Origin of the sequence: Bradyrhizobium sp. CCBAU 11357, assembly GCF_028128865.1 — a bacterium.
In the GTDB taxonomy this organism is placed as follows: Bacteria; Pseudomonadota; Alphaproteobacteria; order Rhizobiales; family Xanthobacteraceae; genus Bradyrhizobium.
Genome location: NZ_LBJW01000113.1, coordinates 313,576 through 329,807, shown reverse-complemented (window position 1 = coordinate 329,807; position 16,232 = coordinate 313,576). Strand labels below are relative to the sequence as shown.

Genomic DNA, 16,232 nt, shown 5'->3' with positions numbered 1-16,232 from the left:
GACTTGCAACATGGCCCTGAAGGATATTCTGCCGGGAAAACTGGGGTTCGGCGCGGCGCCGCTCGGCAACATGTTTCGCGACATCCCGGAGCAGGAAGCCCTCGCGACGGTGAATGCGGCCTGGGACGACGGCATCCGCTATTTCGACACCGCGCCGTTCTACGGCGCGGGTCTTGCCGAGATCCGCATCGGCGCCGCGCTCGCCGGCCGGCCGCGCAGCGACTACGTCGTCAGCACCAAGGTCGGCCGCCTGATCCTGGACGAGATCGAGGATGTCGATGCCCGTGATCTCGGCGAGAAGGGCGGCGTCTTCAGACACGGACGCCCGAACCGCATCGTGAACGACTATTCCCGGGACGGAACGTTGCGCTCCATCGAGGACAGCCTGAAGCGGCTCGCGACCTCCCACATCGACGTCGCTTTCGTGCACGACGTTGCGCAGGATTTCTACGGCGACGAGTGGCTCTCGGTGTTCGAAAGCGCCCGCAAGGGCGCCTTTAGAGCGCTCGACCGGCTGCGCGACGAGGGCGTGATCAAGGCGTGGGGCCTCGGCGTCAACCGGGTCGAGCCGATCGAGTTGCTGCTCGCGCTGGACGAGCCGCGCCCCGACGGCTTTCTGCTGGCGGGCCGATACACGCTGCTCGACCACGCAAGGGCGCTGCAGCGGGTGATGCCGGTGGTCGCGGAGCACGAGCTCGCGATCGTCGTCGGCGGACCCTACAGTTCTGGTGCACTCGTTGGAGGCCCGAACTTCGAATATGCGCCGGCGCCTCCCGAAATCCTCCAGAAGGTGGCGCGGATCAAAGCGATCGCAGACCGCTATGGCATCAGCATGAAGGCGGCCGGCCTGCAGTTCGCGCTCGCCCATCCGGTGGTCGCGGCCGTCATTCCCGGTGCGAGCCGCCCGGGCCGCATCGCCGAGGATCGCGCTGCGCTCGAGGAGGCCATCCCGTCGGACTTCTGGCGCGAGCTCCGCGCCGAGGGGCTGGTCAGCCCCGCAGCTCCGCTTCCCGCCGCCGATTGAAAGCCCGAGGGCGCGGCAGGTTTACCCCGGCCGAGCACCGCTCTCGCCGGCAGGACAACGCAGACCAATCCACCGAACGACCAAGGAGAGCGACATGACAGATGAAGCCGACAACGCCACCGACATGGATCGCCGCGCCCTGCTCCAGACCGCCGGCGCAGCCGTCGTCACGGGCCTCGTCGTCGGCACGGCAATCGACGCACGGGCCGCGACACAGGACGCCGAGCGCGACGAGGCGCCGCTCAACGCGCGGCTCCAGGGCGTCCAGCATTTCGGGCTGACGGTCCAGAACATGGAACGAGCCTACCAGTTCTACACGGAGGTGCTGGGCGGCACCGAGGTGTTCCGGCACGGCGACTTCCAGGGCGACGGGGTGCAGAACACGCTGCTCGCCGACCAGGAGATCGAGGCGAACGCACGCGGGGTCAATCCGCGAACCATCGGCGTGCCCGATTTGCGAAGCGGAGCGCAGCGGCTCGACGTCCGCTTCATCCAGTTCGACAACATGGTGCTGGAGCTGCTGCAATATCGCGAGGCTGATCAGCCCATGGGCAGCGCGAAGAGCTTCGCCGAACCGGTGGAGCACATGAGCCCTGCTTTCCCGCGCATGATGCACATCTGCTTCTATGTTCGCGACGATGTCGACTTCAACAAGTTCATTGCCGATCTCGAAGCGGAATCGGCACGCCGCGGCATGACGCAGGTGAGAGCGAACCGCACCATCCGCGTCATGACGGAAGCGGATCGCAAGGCCGCGCCCCGCAGCACCAACACGAACCGGGTGACCGCCGAACCCTCGAACGGCTGGGAGCTGATCTACTGCAAGGGACCGGAGGGGGAGCAGCTCGAGTTCGTCAAGGCGCTCGGTCCGGTCAAGAAGCGCTTCAGCGAGGCCTTGGCAAAACGGCAGCAGACCATCGTGCGCTAGACTCTCGTGCGGGCGGCGGTCAGTGCCTTAGCCGGTCACCCGGCGATACAGTCACATCTCGAGGACTTCACCATGCAAACTCTCGTCCACAGCTCGCTTGCCGCCCTGCTGATCGCCGCCGCTACGGCGCCGGCGACGCGTCCGGCCGTGGCTCAGGAAACGCCGCGCGTGCACTACCAGGAGATCCCGGAGGGTGCATATTCCGTGGTGGCGCAGGTGCGCGCCAAGCCCGGAAAAGAAGACATGCTGCGCGCCGCCACCTTGCCGCTGATCGACCTGGTCCGCAGCGATCCCAAGAACCTGGTCTATTTCCTTCAGGAAGACCGCGCCAAGCCCGGCCACTTCATCTTCTACGAAGTGTTCGCCAGCCAGGCCGATTTCGATGCACACAACGCGATGCCCTAAGTGAAGGATTGGTTCGCCAAGCTTCCGGAACTTGCCGACGGCGGTGTCGAAGTCATGCGCATGACCATGCTTGGCAAGCCCAAAAGATAGCCGAACCGTCCCGCGCGAGCGTTTTGTCGCAACCGTCCTGCGGCAAATCGTACGAATTCGGAACCGCTCTCTTCAAAAATATTGCAGTGCATGATAATTACGGTCGATCAATTCGATCGATTGGCAATGAGCAATGCGGGCTGCCACGGAGATACGACAACGGGGCACAGACCGGCGGGAGCTCACCTACTGCTTCGGCCCTTTTCGACTCGTTCCCCGCCGCCAGTTGCTCCTTCTCGAAGGACGCCCCGTCAAGCTGGGTGGACGCGCATTCGAGCTTTTGCAGCTGCTGGTGCAACGCTGCGGCGAGCTGGTCAGCAAGAATGAGCTGATGGCGGCCGCCTGGCCGGGCACCTTCCTCCACGACAGCAATCTCAAGGTCAACATGTGGAGCTTGCGGCGTTCGCTGGGAGATACGCAGATCGAGCCCGTCTACATCGCGACCGTGGCGCGCCGCGGATACAAGTTCATCGCGGAGGTGCAGATCAGCATCGGCGAGGTCGAGGACGATCTTGCGCTCGCCGAACCGCTCCCCTCGTCCAGTCCGCCATTGCTGCGCGGCATCGTCGGTCGTGAAGCGGAAATCGACGAAATCACGGGTCTGCTGACCGGCAACAGGCACGTGACTCTGGCTGGCGCAGGAGGAATCGGCAAGACGACGGTTGCCTTGGCTGTAGCCCAGGCATTTTCGCCACAGTGCCGCGACGGCGTGTGCTTCGTTGATCTCGCAACGATCTCCGACCCGACGCTGTTCGGCGCCGCTCTGGTGACGGCCCTCGGCATCAGGGGCAATCCGGACAACAGCCTGGCTGCGGCCATCGACTATTTGAGACCGCGGCAGATGCTGGTCATTCTGGACAATTGCGAGCACGTCCTGCCGGCCACGACGATCTTCGCCGGCAGGTTCATGGCGGACACATCGCCGTCCAGGCTGCTTGCGACGAGCCGAGAACCGCTCGGCACCGCCACCGAGCATGTCGTCCGGCTCGGCTCGCTGGTCTCACCACGACCCGGCCACGCCCTGACCGCCGATCAAGCCGTCAGGTTTCCGGCAGTGCAGCTGTTCGTCAGCCGCGCCGCCGAATGGGCGGACTACCAATTCGTCGACGATGATTGCGAGGCCCTCGCCGCAATCTGCCACTCGCTCGACGGCCTCCCGCTGGCCATCGAATTGGCGGCAGCCCAAATCGGCAGGTTCAATCCTCGCCAATTGGTGGAGTTGCTCGACCAGAATCTGGGTTTTCGTGCCCCCGCCGCCGATGGCGCGCCGCCGCGCCATGAAACGCTGATGGCGACGATCGACTGGAGCTTCAGGCTGCTGTCGCAGCGGGAAGCCAGACTGTTCGGCCTGCTCTCGGTGTTCAGTGACGCGTTCGAGGTTGAGGACGCGGTCTTCGTCGCGGAGGCGGCAGGGCTCACGCCGGTCGACGTCGTCACCGGCCTCGGCAGTCTCGTTGCCAAATCGCTCTTGAGCGCGCAGGCACATGGCGCGAGCCTCCGCTATCGCCTGCTCGACAGCACGTGCCGCTACGCGGGCGAGCGGCGCCGGGCCGATCCGGCCTGCGACCAGGCGTTGCGCCGTCATGCGCAACGTGTCCTCACGCTGTTCGAGCAGTCCGAGGAGGAGTGGAAATGGCGCGAGCCGGCCGATTGGACACAGCGCTACCTTGGTCGCATCGCCGACTTGCGCGCCGCTCTTTCATGGGCATTCGGTGAGCACGGCGATCCCGTGCTCGGGATCAGGCTCACGGTTGCGGCGATCACCTTGTGGTCGGAAACGTCGATCCTGTCGGAAGCGCAGGCGCGATTGGCGGATGCGCTCGCATTGTCCAAGACCGTCCCGTGCGACGATCTGTCGAAGACAAAACTCGCCTGCGCCCTTGGATGGAGCCTATTCTACGCCCGCAAAATGTCGAACGAGAACGAGATTGCCTGGCTCGATGCCATCCTCTTTGCAAGGCGGGCCCGCAACATCGAATATCAGCAGCGGGCGCTGGTCGGCTTTGGCTTCTACCTGTTGCAGATTGGCGAGGTGCCGCGCGCCACGACTTATCTCGAGGAAGCAACGGAGCTTGCCGACCGCGACCGCGACCTCACGGCAACGTCCGAAGCCGATCGGGCACTCGCCTGGGCCCGCGCTTTTGCCGGCAAGTTGAGCAAGAGCCGCCCGGTTCTCGATCGCCTCGCGGCGACTTATTCGCTTGCAGAGAGCCGTTCGCGCAAGGATGCGAACGAAGTCTACCGGTTCATCACCGTCCGCTTCAACCTGCCGTTCGTGGCGTGGATGCAAGGGCAACCCGACTACGCGGCGAGGCTGGCCAAGGACGCCGTCGACGCCGCTGACCGCAGTGGCCATTGGGTGTCGCAGTCGAACGCACTCGGGCTCGCCGCACTTCCCGTCGCGCTCGAAACCGGCAATCTGGACGCGCTCGCGAGCTACACCGAGCGACTGCGTCGCAACCTTGAACGCGAGCGCATCTCGCGCTGGGTTCCGGTCGAGCGCTATTTCTCCGCCTGCCTTCGCGACCTCAGGGGCGATCCACGCGCGGTGGAGGATATTCGAGCCGCCATCGACGAGCTGATCGAATGCCGGTTCTTGATGCGGATCGGCAGCTATCTTGCGGTCCTCGCCCGCGTCTATCTGAAGCAGGGGCGGATCGCGGAAGCGCGCCAGGCCATCACCCGGGCGATCGAGCATCAGGAACGCCAGGGCGAGCGCTGGTGCCGGGCGGAGCTCCAGCGGGTTGACGCCGCGATCCTTCTCCAGGCGGGCGAGCCGCTGCGCGCCGAAAAGCGGCTGCAGCAAGCGCTGGCCGAAGCGCGCGAAATCGGCGCGATGACATTCCAGTTGCGGATCGCTACCGATCTCGCGGCACACTGGATCGCGACCGGCCGCAGGTCCAGGGCTGTCCGGCTGCTCTCGCCGATCTATGGCGAGTTCACCGAGGGCTTCGAGACGCCGGATCTGCTTGCGGCCACGCATCTGCTGCAGCGCGTGCGGCCGACCGCGCGCGGCTACGGCGACCATCACAGGATGGAGCCGGTGCACGCTCGCGACGCATAGCTGGCCTACCGCCACGCTCGCCGCGCGCGCTTTACGCTTCCGGAAATTCCTGATCCTCTCTTCGCAACAAGCCGGATCAACCGGCCTTGCCAGGGAGAGAGACGCCATGAAGCTCGGCACCGCCATTGCGGAAATCATGAGGCGCGAGGGCATCGAGATCCTCTGCGGCTATCCGGTCAACCATCTGATCGAGCACGCGGCCAAGGCCGAGATCCGGCCCGTGATGGTGCGGCAGGAGCGCGTCGGCATCCACATGGCGGACGCGATCTCGCGGGTGACGTCGGGGCGCAGCATCGGCGCCTTCTGCATGCAGCACGGGCCCGGCGCGGAGAATGCGATGGGCGGCGTCGCGCAATGCTTCGGCGAATCCGTCCCCGTGCTGGTGCTGCCGATGGGCTATCAGCGCAGGCTGGCGCATATCGAGCCGAACTTCAATTCCAGCGAGGCGATGAAGCCGTTCGCGAAATCGTCCGAGCCGATCATCCTCGCGACCGAAGTCGCCAACATCTTTCGCCGCGCCTTCACCAGGCTGAAGAACGGCCGGGGCGGACCCGTGATCGTCGAGATCCCCTCCGACATGTGGAACGAGGAGGTGCCGGAGCCGCTGAACTACACGCCGGTGCTGCGCACCCGCTACGGCGCCGACCCCGTTCACGTCAAGGAAGCCGCCGGCCTGCTCGTGAATGCAAAACGGCCGGTGATCTATGCCGGCCAGGGTGTGCATTACGCGCAGGCCTGGCCGCAGCTGAAACGGCTCGCCGAGCGGCTGGCGATCCCCGTCACCACCAGCTTGGGGGGCAAATCATCGTTTCCGGAGACGCATCCGCTGTCGCTCGGCTCCGGCGGCCTCGCAGTGCCGCGCGCGGTGCCGAAGTTTCTGGCCGAGGCCGACGTCATCTTCGGCATCGGCTGCTCCTTCACCGAGACCAATTTCGGCATCGCGATGCCGAAGGGCAAGACCATCATTCATTCGACGCTCGATCCCAATCATCTCAACAAGGATGTGGAAGCGGCGATCGGCCTCGTCGGCGATGCCGGCCTCGTGCTCGACGCGCTGCTGGAGGAGATCGGCAAGACCGTCACCGCGGATCGCGATGCATCGGCCGTCGCGGCCGAGATCGCGGCCTTGCACAAGGAATGGCTGGCGAAATGGATGCCGAAGCTGACCAGCAATGACGCGCCCTTGAGCCCCTATCGCGTGCTGTGGGACTTGCAGCACACCGTGGATATCGAGAATACGATCATCACCCACGATGCCGGCAGTCCGCGCGACCAGCTCTCGCCGTTCTGGAAAGCAGTAAAACCCCTCACCTATCTCGGCTGGGGCAAGACGACGCAGCTCGGCTACGGCCTCGGTCTTGCGATGGGCGCCAAGCTGGCAAGGCCCGATAAGCTCTGCATCAACGTCTGGGGCGATGCTGCGATCGGCTTCACCGGCATGGATTTCGAGACCGCGGTGCGCGAGCGCATCCCGATCATGTCGATCCTGCTCAACAATTTCTCGATGGCGATCGAGCTGAAGGTGATGCCGATCTCGACCGAAAAATATCGCTCGACCGACATCTCCGGCGACTACGCCGCGATGGCACGCGCCTTCGGCGGCCATGGCGAGCGGGTGACGCGGCCCGAGGACATCGTGCCCGCGATCAAGCGCGGCATCCAGAAGACGAGGGAGGGCATCCCGGTGCTGCTGGAGTTCATCACGGCCAAGGAGACCGAGGTGTCGCGGCCGGGGGCGTGAGGCGGGCCGGGCATGGCTGCGAGCGCTGGCTCCGGCCGCGAAAGATGTGATAATCCGGCCCGGTGCAGCGCACGTCGCGGCATCAAACTGGATGAGGAATGACCACGCTTTCGCACGACATCGAGGAACTCGAACGCCAATTGCAGTTGGCCGCGGCCGAGAATGCGCAGCTGCGCGCTGAGCTTGCGACTGCGCGGGATCGCCAGAGCGCCAGTGCCGAGATCCTGCGCACCATCGCGGCCTCGCCGTCCGATGCGCGGCCGGTCTTTGCGGCGGTCGCCTCCAGCGCGAAGCGCCTGCTCGGCGGCTTCTCCGCCACCGTGCTTCAGTTCATCGGCGACGAGCTGCACCTCGTGGCGTTCACACCGACCAGCCCGGAGGCGGACGCAGGGCTGAAGGCGTCGTTCCCGCGCAAGATCACGGACTTCCCGACTTTTGCCCTCGTGCGCGACGGCGAGACGATCCAGTTTCCCGACAGCGAGGCCGCCGACGTTCCGGAACTGAACCGGGAGCTGGCGCGGCTGCGCGGCTTCCGCAGTGTGCTGTTCATGCCGCTGATGAACCGCGGCGCGCCGGTCGGCATGATCAGCGTCACGCGCGCCGTACCGGGCGCATTCGCGCCCGATCTGGTCCAGCTGCTGCAGACCTTCGCCGACCAGGCCGTGATCGCGATCGAGAATGCACGCCTGTTCAACGAGACCAGAGAGGCGCTCGAACGCCAGACCGCGACGGCCGACATCCTGAAGGTGATGGCGGCCTCCCCGTCCGACGTGCAGCCGGTGTTCGAGGCGATCGCGACCAATGCCAACCGGCTGATCGGCGGCTTCTCCACCGCGGTGCTGCGCTATATCGACGGCGCCGCGCACCTCGCGGCATTCACCCCGACCGATCCGACCGGCGATCGCGTGCTCCAGGCCTCGTTCCCGGTGCCGTTCGCGCAATTCCCGCCCTATCAGCTCGTGGCCAAAGGTGCCGCGGCACAATTGCCCGACACCGAGCTCGAGCCCGCCGCGCGCGACATCGCGCGCGCCCGCGGCTATCGCAGCATGTTGTTTACGCCCCTGATGAGCGAAGGCGAGGCCATCGGCATCATCATCGCGACGCGACGCGCGACCGGCAACTTCGCCGAGCATCATGTGCGCCTGCTGCAGACTTTCGCCGACCAGGCCGTGATTGCGATCAAGAATGTCAGCCTGTTCAACGCGACCAGGGAAGCACTGGAACGTCAGACTGCGACTGCCGACATTCTCAAGGTGATCGCGGCTTCACCGTCCGATGTCACGCCGGTGTTCCAGGCCATTTCCGACAGCGCCAAGGCGCTGATCGGAGCGCATTCCTCCACCGTCACCCGCGTCGTCGACGGCATGCTGCATCTGGCCGCCTTCACGACCGACAATGAGGCCGGCAATGCGGATCTGCTGAGCTCATTTCCGACACCCGTGTCATCGTCGGGCATTCACAGCCGCGTGGCGACGAGCGGCGAGTTTGCCTTCCGCAGCGACATGCAGAACGAGCCTGGTCTGACCGAGGCCATGAAGGAGCTGGCGCGAACGCGCGGTTATCGCAGCATCCTGGTGGTGCCGATGCTGCGCGACGGCGTGGCGATCGGTACCATCGCCGTGACGCGGCGGGAGACCGGTCATTTCCCGGACAAGGCCATCAACCTGCTCAAGACCTTTGCCGACCAGGCCGTGATCGCGGTCGAGAACACCCGCCTGTTCAACGAAGTTGCGACCCGCACCAGCGAGCTCGCCCAATCGCTCGATGATCTCCGCGCCGCGCAGGACCGCCTGATCCAGACCGAGAAGCTGGCATCACTGGGCCAGCTCACGGCCGGCATCGCGCACGAGATCAAGAACCCGCTCAACTTCGTCAACAATTTTGCCTCGCTGTCTGCCGAGCTGACCGAGGAGCTGAACGAGGCGCTCGCGCCGGTCCCCCTCCCCGAGAACGTCCGCAGCGAGGTCGACGAGCTGACGGGGCTTCTGCAGGACAACCTCGGCAAGATCGTGCAGCACGGCCGCCGCGCCGATTCCATCGTCAAGAACATGCTGCTGCATTCGCGCGAAGGCGGCGGCGAGCATGGGCTGAGCGACATCAACGCGCTGGTCGAAGAAAGCCTCAACCTCGCCTATCACGGCGCACGCGCCGAGAAGCCGGGATTCCACGTGACCCTGAAGCGCGCGCTCGATCCCGCGGCCGGACATGCCGAAATGTTTCCGCAGGAGATCACCCGCGTGCTCCTGAACCTGATCTCGAACGGCTTCCACGCGGTCACCCGGCGCAAGGCCGACGGCGCGGCCGGCTACGAGCCGATGGTGACCGCCGCGACGCGCGACCGCGGCGACCAGATCGAGATCACCATTCGTGACAACGGCACCGGCATTGCCGACGACGTGAAGGAGAAGATGTTCAATCCGTTCTTCACGACCAAGCCGGCCGGCGAAGGCACCGGCCTCGGGCTGTCGATGACCCACGACATCGTCGTGAAGCAGCACGGCGGCACGATCGATGTCGCAACGGAGCTCGGGGCGTTCACGGAGTTCACGATCCGGCTGCCGCGGAAGAGCGGCTTCCCGGACGCAGGCCGCTGAGCCTTACTCGGCCATCTCGACGGATTGCTTGGCCGAGGGCCCGGCCAGGGGGCGCTCCTCCATCGCGATCAGGCACAGCGCGGCTATCGTCATCAGTGCGGTGGCGGCGCCGAACACGTAGCGGAACGCATGCCGCATGTCGTCGGCGGGAATCGCGACGGCGCCCGCGGCGTGATGCTCGCCGGCGAGCGGGATGTCGGTACCTAGGGCGATGAGCAGGATCGCGGCGAAGGCCGCCACCGTGAACGAGGACATCAGCGAGCGGAAGAAGTTCAATGCGCCGGTGATGGTGCCGACCTGAGGCCGCGAGACCGAATTCTGCACCGAGACCACGCAGACCGGAAAAGTGGTGCCGAGGCCGAGCGCAAACGCGGCCATCAGGGTCAGCAGGGCCCAGAGCGGCAGCGTCGCCAGCGTCAGACCAAGGCCGCACAGCACGGCCCAGGAAGTGCCGATGATGGCGACGCGCTTGTAGTGCTTGGCCCGCGCCATGGTCCGGCCGGCGACGGCCGCACCGACGGTCGAGACCGCCGCGAGCGGGATCAGCGCAAGCCCCGCCTCACTGGCGGTGAGATGATAGACGGATTCGTAATAGAGCGGCAGCTGGACCGTGAGGCCCGTGATCGCGCCGAGCGCGCAACCGCCTGCCATCAGCCCGAACGGCACCACGCTGCCGCCGAGCAGGGGCAGTGGCAGGAACGGCTCGTCGGCCCGCCGGGCGTGCCACACGAAGCTCACCGCGAGCGCGACGGCACCGCCCACCATCGCCAGCACGGTCGGCGACAGCCAGGGAAAGCGCGTGCCGCCCCAGGTCAGCACCAGCATGAAGACCACGGCGGCGGCCATCAGCAAGATGCCGCCGAGCCAGTCGACCTTGCGCTTGCGGTGGAACACCGGGATCTTCTTCATCTTCGGCAGCAGCAGCGCGAGTGCTGCGGCCGCGAGCGGCAGGTTGATCCAGAAGATCATCGACCAGTGCAGATGCTCGGCGAACACGCCGCCGATGACCGGTCCGAGGATGCCGCCGACCATCCAGACGCTGGAGAAATAGGCCTGGTACTGCCCGCGCTCGCGCGGGCTCACGACGTCGGAGATCACGGTCTGCACCACCGGCATGATGCCGCCGCCGCCGAGGCCCTGAAGCCCGCGCGCCAGGATCAGCATCGGCATGTTCGGCGCGATCGCGCACAGCACCGAGCCCGCCACGAACAGGCTGAGCGAGATGATGATCATGACGCGGCGGCCGTAGATGTCGCTGAGCGTGCCGAACACCGGCGCGACCGCGGTCGAGGCGAGCAGATAGGCGGTGATCACCCAGGAGAGATTGGAGACGTCCTGGAACTGGCGTCCGATGGTCGGCAGCGCGGTCGCCACGATGGTCTGGTCGAGGGCTGCCAGGAACATCGTCAGCATCAGGCTGATGACGATGGTGCGGACCTCGTCGGAGCTCAGCGGCACCGGCGGGGCGATCGACGGCGCGTCGTCGACGCTGATGACCTCGCTCGGCAGGCGGGACAGCTCTTCGGCAATATCGTCGGGCAAGGCCTGGATGTCGGCAGAATTGCTCTGCCGGTCGAACTTGTTCATCTCGATCGGACGTCGTGACGCGGCGCAACGCCGCGAAGGATTCGTTCTATGCAGGCAATGTAGAGAGGAAAGTTCTTCCCAGGCAGGCACCGCGGCGCATGGGTGCATCCCGCCGATGCATCCTCGCGGTTCCGGGGTCGGCAGAGCGGCGCCGTATTGAGGTACAGCTTGGAGCCTGGGCGCCCCCGAGCCCACTAAAGCTTGATGGGGTCCAGCAAGTTGATCAGATGTGGTTTGCCGGGATCAACGATGACCACTTTCTTGCCGAACTTGGGATTGCTCTGGAACAGAGCGCCGAGGCTGTGCTTTTCCGGCGACCAATTTTCTCGAACCGGCTTCTTGGTCGCCGGATTCTTCTTCTTGCGCGCCTTCTCCTTGGCCTGCTCCTTTTCCCAGTCGGCTTGGCGCTCGATATCTATCTCCTCAATCGGATAGGTTAGGTGGATTGTGTATTCGGCGTCGACGCCCCGCGCTTCCAGCAGCATTTCCAGCGTCTCACGTTCGGGATTGCCGTGTTCGCCATCACCCGAGAAGACGTAGTGGTCGGCAGGCAGGCGCTCGAAAAAGACCTGCTCCAGATTGTTGGAGCTGCCGTGATGCGGCACCTTGAGAAGATTGACGTGGCGCGTCTTTCCGGGGGCAAGCAACCTGGCCAGCTCAAGTCCCTCCAAGACCTTGTCACCACGCGCGTCGCCGGTCAGCAGCATGCACTTGCCGCCCATTTCGGCCAAAACGACGATGCTGGAGAGATTGGGCACCGACTTGTCGACGAATGCCGCCAGCATTGCTTCCGGGCTTTTCTTCCCCTGTTTTTGCTCCCGCAGCCATTTGTCATGGGCTTCCTGTAGGGCCAGCAATTCCGGCTGCATCGGTCCGGCCACGGTCATCTTGAGGCCACCATCCAACATGACCGCGTCCGTATCCTCGGTCGCGAGGATCAGCTCGCCGTCGAATCTGTGGTTCAGTTTCCACTGCCGACGCGCCGGCGAGCGTCGTTGCAACACTTCCCGATCATCACGCAATTGACGGCCCTGCGATATGCCGGCGAGAACATCCACTGTCTGATGCACCTCTTCCTCGTCGGATTCTTCGTCGGGCTCGATTGAGTCAAAATCCGGCCTTCGCGCAGTGCCTGCCTCGAATGACGCCGGCCCAAACCCGGACAACAGTTCTTCAGGCGCAGTCGTGAGCAGATCGTCAAAGCTGTTGTGCCACAAGCTGGCGACCTTCAGACGGAGATCGGGACTGTTCCCCAGCTGATCCGCCGTTAGTTCGAGAATGCCCCTAATGTGATCGTCGTCGATGTGACTGACCATCACAACGTCTATCGGCAAGGGATCATTCGGCTCCAATTCGCGCGAACGGTGAATCTGCGCGATTCTCGGCGCCAGATGTGGCTTATAGACCTTGGCAGGTCCTCCATCGATCAGCATCAGGTGCGGATCGTCAGCTGTTCCGAAATGAAGGATCAGGCAATCGCCCTTGCGGGCGCGCAAGACGTCAAGGCTAAAATGCATCGCATTCCTCCTCAGATCGATTGAAGTGCCCGCAACACGTCGAGCATGCCGTGTCCCTGAAAGCTGCGCTCGCGGCCAAGATCCGTCGCGCTGTCGCACAGGATGCGTTTGACTCGGCGCGGTTGCCCGATCAGCTCTTCGTATCGGGCGAGCAGCATCGCCGCGGCTCCGCTAACCATCGGAGCCGCCATGCTGGTGCCCGATTCCGGAGCCCAATCATCATTCGGAACGGTCGATAGAATCCGCTCGCCGGGCGCGACGAGATCCGGCTTCGCGCGGCCATCGCCGGTCGGACCGCGGCTCGAGAAGAAGCTGACTCCGTATGTATGCGGCCAATTCCCGTGGGTCGATCCAACGGTGATGACGCCGTCGGCATTTCCGGGATCGGTGATACTGAAGGCGGCATAATTTTCGAACGGACCATCCTTCGTTTCGAATTTCTGAAAGCCGCGATTGCCTGCTGCGGCCACGACCACCACTCCGCTTTCGACCAAACGTTCGCATTCGTTGCAAACCGGCGTCCGCCCACATGCAAAATTGCGCACATTGTGCGGAATTGAGAGGCTGAGATTCGCGCCGTGAATCGTGATGTAGTTATGCCGCTCGTTGACGTAACGGATGTATTGCATGGCAGCGATGACGGCGAACTCGGTCTCCTCCAGGCTCGCACCCAGCACGCGGAAATCGTAGAGTCCGATGTCCGGGCACATGCCGCCAGCGTATTTGCCGTCCTTCTGGTCCGCTCCGATGATTCCGGCAACGTGGGTCCCGTGCGAACTGGGCAGCTTTTCAGACTTGTCGTTTGGATCCGGCCTCTTGACCGTGATCAGCCTTTCGACGGTCGCCCAGTTGATGGGGCGCTCCTTCTCGAAGTCTTCGGCAATCTTCTCTAGGCTGACGTCCACCTCGGCTTCAGCGAGCCCGGACGCTCGGATCAGCTTCTCGCGGGTTTGAGCATCGACGTCACCCGTCTCACTGCTAACGATCTCGCGAATATTCGTGAAGTCGAAGATTTTCCTGACACGCGACGCCGGCTTCTCGCCGGACGTCATGAACGCGTCGTGATTGTTCTGAATACCGGAATCAAGAACTGCCCAAACGATATTCTTGCACTGGACGTTGAACAGCGACCTCGCAGCGTCGGCCTTGACCGCCGGCACCGACCGATCGAGCGCGGGAACGGCCGATCGGTTGAGCGATACCTGGAAAATACAAGCTGGTCTTTCTTCCGCCGGCTCGCTCCTGGCATCGACGATGTCGTTCTGCTGCCGAACGTTCTCGTCCGCCTTGACTACCTCATAAAGTGCGAACATGCCGGAGAGAATCTCGTCGGCATAGTCCCGGTATCGTTCCAATGCCTGCTCAAAGGTCAGTGGCTCAAGCGGTTCGTCCCAACCGACGGGACGTTCCAGCTTGCAAATCCAGTAGATCAATCCGGCGAGCGCGATATACCTTTGGAGCGACGTGGCATTGTCCAATGTGCGTTCGCGCGGCGCGTTGGACCTCCTCGGCCCTTGCTGGAGCAGCTTTTTGATCGTCCCCTGATTGTCGCCGGCATCTACGCTTTCGATCCTTTCGGCCACCTTCGGCTCGCGCCACCATTGTGTCCGCGGTACCAGGATGCGAAGCACCTGGTCGAAATAGAGCCGCGCACCGACGAGCCCCTGCAAATAGGCGACCTTGGCCTTTGTTGGAGGCCGGCCAGGCGGGGCAGATTCGACCGGCAGTTTCAGCGCGCCTGCGATGGTACGGGCTACGCTCACCGCGGTCGCATTCTTGTGCGGCGTAATCAGAACGTCCTGGGCGATGCCCGGATCGAGAGCGTAAGCCGCCCAGACATCGCCGAGCAGCGGCGAGTCCTGCAGCACGCGCCTGTCGTCGCGGGGACCCAGGAGGATGTGTTCGACCACTTCGGGCGGAATAGAGAACTGCTTGGGTCTTCCGTCGGCCGAGATCGGCCAAGTCGGCCCGCGGCTTTTGGGTGTGCCGCTTTGCGGTTTTGCGCGCCGCTTACGCCCCTTGTCGTCCGCCATTGTCGTCTTCCTCAGACACCAGACTGCGGATAGGGAAACGCAGGCGCTGGCCTGACCGCCGCAACATGCTTGCGCAGGGCCGCATCACACACGGCGTAGCCCCAATTGATCAATCTTTCCTGCGTCGTCGCGTCCAGCCGTTTCAGACGTGTCGGCACCTCCGCAAGTTGCAACGTACGCTCGAAAGGACACGGCAGAGCATCGGCAAGGCCGTAGTCCGCGATGTCGGTGCGGATGCCCCAGTAGGCGCCCTTGCGCGCTCCCGACTTGAAGGAGTCGATGACCTGCCGCTTGCGCAGCGAACGCACCTGATTGTCGATCAGATTGAGGACGCGGTAGGAATGCCGCGGCCAATCCGTCTCCGGTTGCTCTTCAGCCTCTATCTTGCCGCCGGCATCGCTGACCAGAACGGTCTGGTGGCGCTTCCATGCCGTCTCGAGGCCTAGATTGTCGTAGACGCCGCCATCGCTGAGAACGACGCGCGTTGTAAATGGAGGCCGCTGCAGGTCGAGCCCCGTACCGGGCACGAAATCGCTCTCCTTGAGGCGCAATTCGAATGGAGAGAGGACCGGGGGAAAAGCGGAGGAAGCCGCCACGGCTTGCGCCAGCGGGATTTTGGGATTCTTCACCTCGCCGACGCGGTAGTCGCGCATATAAGGCTTCATGAAACGCCAGAGCGCGCCTGATTGCACGTTCGTTGCATTGATTACGAAGCGCGGCTCGTCAGGCATGTCCTGCAGTGTCTTGCCGTGAAACAGGTGATCGTCGTACGCCTCGGCGATACGGTCGCCGATGCTGCCTGGCAACAGCGCCCCCAGGATCACCGACTCGGCATCGATCGTGACGCCTGCGAAGGTGCGCAACGGCGTGACAAATTTCGGAATGAAATCGCTGTTGATGCTGCCAGGTTTGAAGCTGAGCTCGGGCCACGCCAGCGCCAACATGGCAGCAGTGATCGACCCACCGGAAACGCTCGATATGCGCTTGATGTTCTGCAGCAGTCCCGTTTCGTACAGCCGCCACAGGACGCCGATATGAAACACCATCGCGCGATATCCTCCGCCGGAAAGGCAAAGCGCAGTGGTTGGTTCTAATGGCTTGTTCTCGTCGTCCGTCGGTATCGGATCAACCGGATCGGTATTCATCGGACCCCCAAAAATTCTAGGGTACCTCAATCATTCAAACAACCTAAGTATATACAGATCAAAATCTACAACCAGAATATCACCTCAACCCTTGAATGTGAAGC

General features: G+C 64.0%; 10 protein-coding genes. 6 read left to right on the top strand and 4 right to left on the bottom strand.

Annotation, left to right across the window (positions count from 1 at the left end; all coding sequences use genetic code 11):
• Nucleotides 1–10: 10 nt before the first annotated feature.
• From XI05_RS37365 to XI05_RS37340, 6 genes are all read left to right on the top strand, one after another.
• Entirely contained in the window at nt 11–1,024 is a 1,014-nt protein-coding gene (locus XI05_RS37365) for an aldo/keto reductase (protein ID WP_271511082.1), read from the top strand.
• Between the two features lie 94 nt (nt 1,025–1,118).
• The gene (locus tag XI05_RS37360; RefSeq protein WP_271511079.1) at nt 1,119–1,952 is read left to right on the top strand and encodes a VOC family protein; all 834 of its coding nucleotides are present in this window, start codon (nt 1,119–1,121) and stop codon (nt 1,950–1,952) included.
• A gap of 72 nt (nt 1,953–2,024) precedes the next feature.
• Nucleotides 2,025–2,357 (top strand): putative quinol monooxygenase, encoded by a 333-nt coding sequence (locus XI05_RS37355; protein ID WP_271511077.1) that lies wholly within the window; start codon nt 2,025–2,027, stop codon nt 2,355–2,357.
• A gap of 223 nt (nt 2,358–2,580) precedes the next feature.
• Complete coding sequence (locus tag XI05_RS37350; protein WP_271511073.1) at nt 2,581–5,511, top strand: ATP-binding protein; 2,931 nt, start codon at nt 2,581–2,583, stop codon at nt 5,509–5,511.
• Nucleotides 5,417–7,252, top strand: coding sequence for a thiamine pyrophosphate-requiring protein (locus XI05_RS37345; protein WP_271511070.1), 1,836 nt, complete (start codon nt 5,417–5,419; stop codon nt 7,250–7,252). The genes XI05_RS37350 and XI05_RS37345 overlap by 95 nt, the downstream gene beginning before the upstream one ends.
• Nucleotides 7,253–7,350: 98 nt before the next feature.
• On the top strand, nt 7,351–9,846 hold the full coding sequence (locus tag XI05_RS37340) for a GAF domain-containing protein (protein ID WP_271511067.1): 2,496 nt from the start codon (nt 7,351–7,353) through the stop codon (nt 9,844–9,846).
• 3 nt (nt 9,847–9,849) lie between these two features.
• Here XI05_RS37340 and XI05_RS37335 read toward each other — a convergent pair whose 3' ends face one another.
• The 4 genes from XI05_RS37335 to XI05_RS37320 form a co-directional block, all read right to left on the bottom strand.
• Nucleotides 9,850–11,433, bottom strand: coding sequence for an MDR family MFS transporter (locus XI05_RS37335; RefSeq protein ID WP_271511064.1), 1,584 nt, complete (start codon nt 11,431–11,433; stop codon nt 9,850–9,852).
• 194 nt (nt 11,434–11,627) lie between these two features.
• On the bottom strand, nt 11,628–12,950 hold the full coding sequence (locus tag XI05_RS37330; RefSeq protein WP_271511059.1) for a hypothetical protein: 1,323 nt from the start codon (nt 12,948–12,950) through the stop codon (nt 11,628–11,630).
• A gap of 11 nt (nt 12,951–12,961) precedes the next feature.
• Entirely contained in the window at nt 12,962–14,983 is a 2,022-nt protein-coding gene (locus XI05_RS37325; RefSeq protein WP_271511057.1) for a S8 family peptidase, read from the bottom strand.
• Nucleotides 14,984–14,994: 11 nt separating this feature from the next.
• Nucleotides 14,995–16,128: a patatin-like phospholipase family protein gene (locus XI05_RS37320; protein WP_271511053.1), complete on the bottom strand. Its 1,134-nt coding sequence runs from the start codon at nt 16,126–16,128 to the stop codon at nt 14,995–14,997.
• Nucleotides 16,129–16,232: the final 104 nt, after the last annotated feature.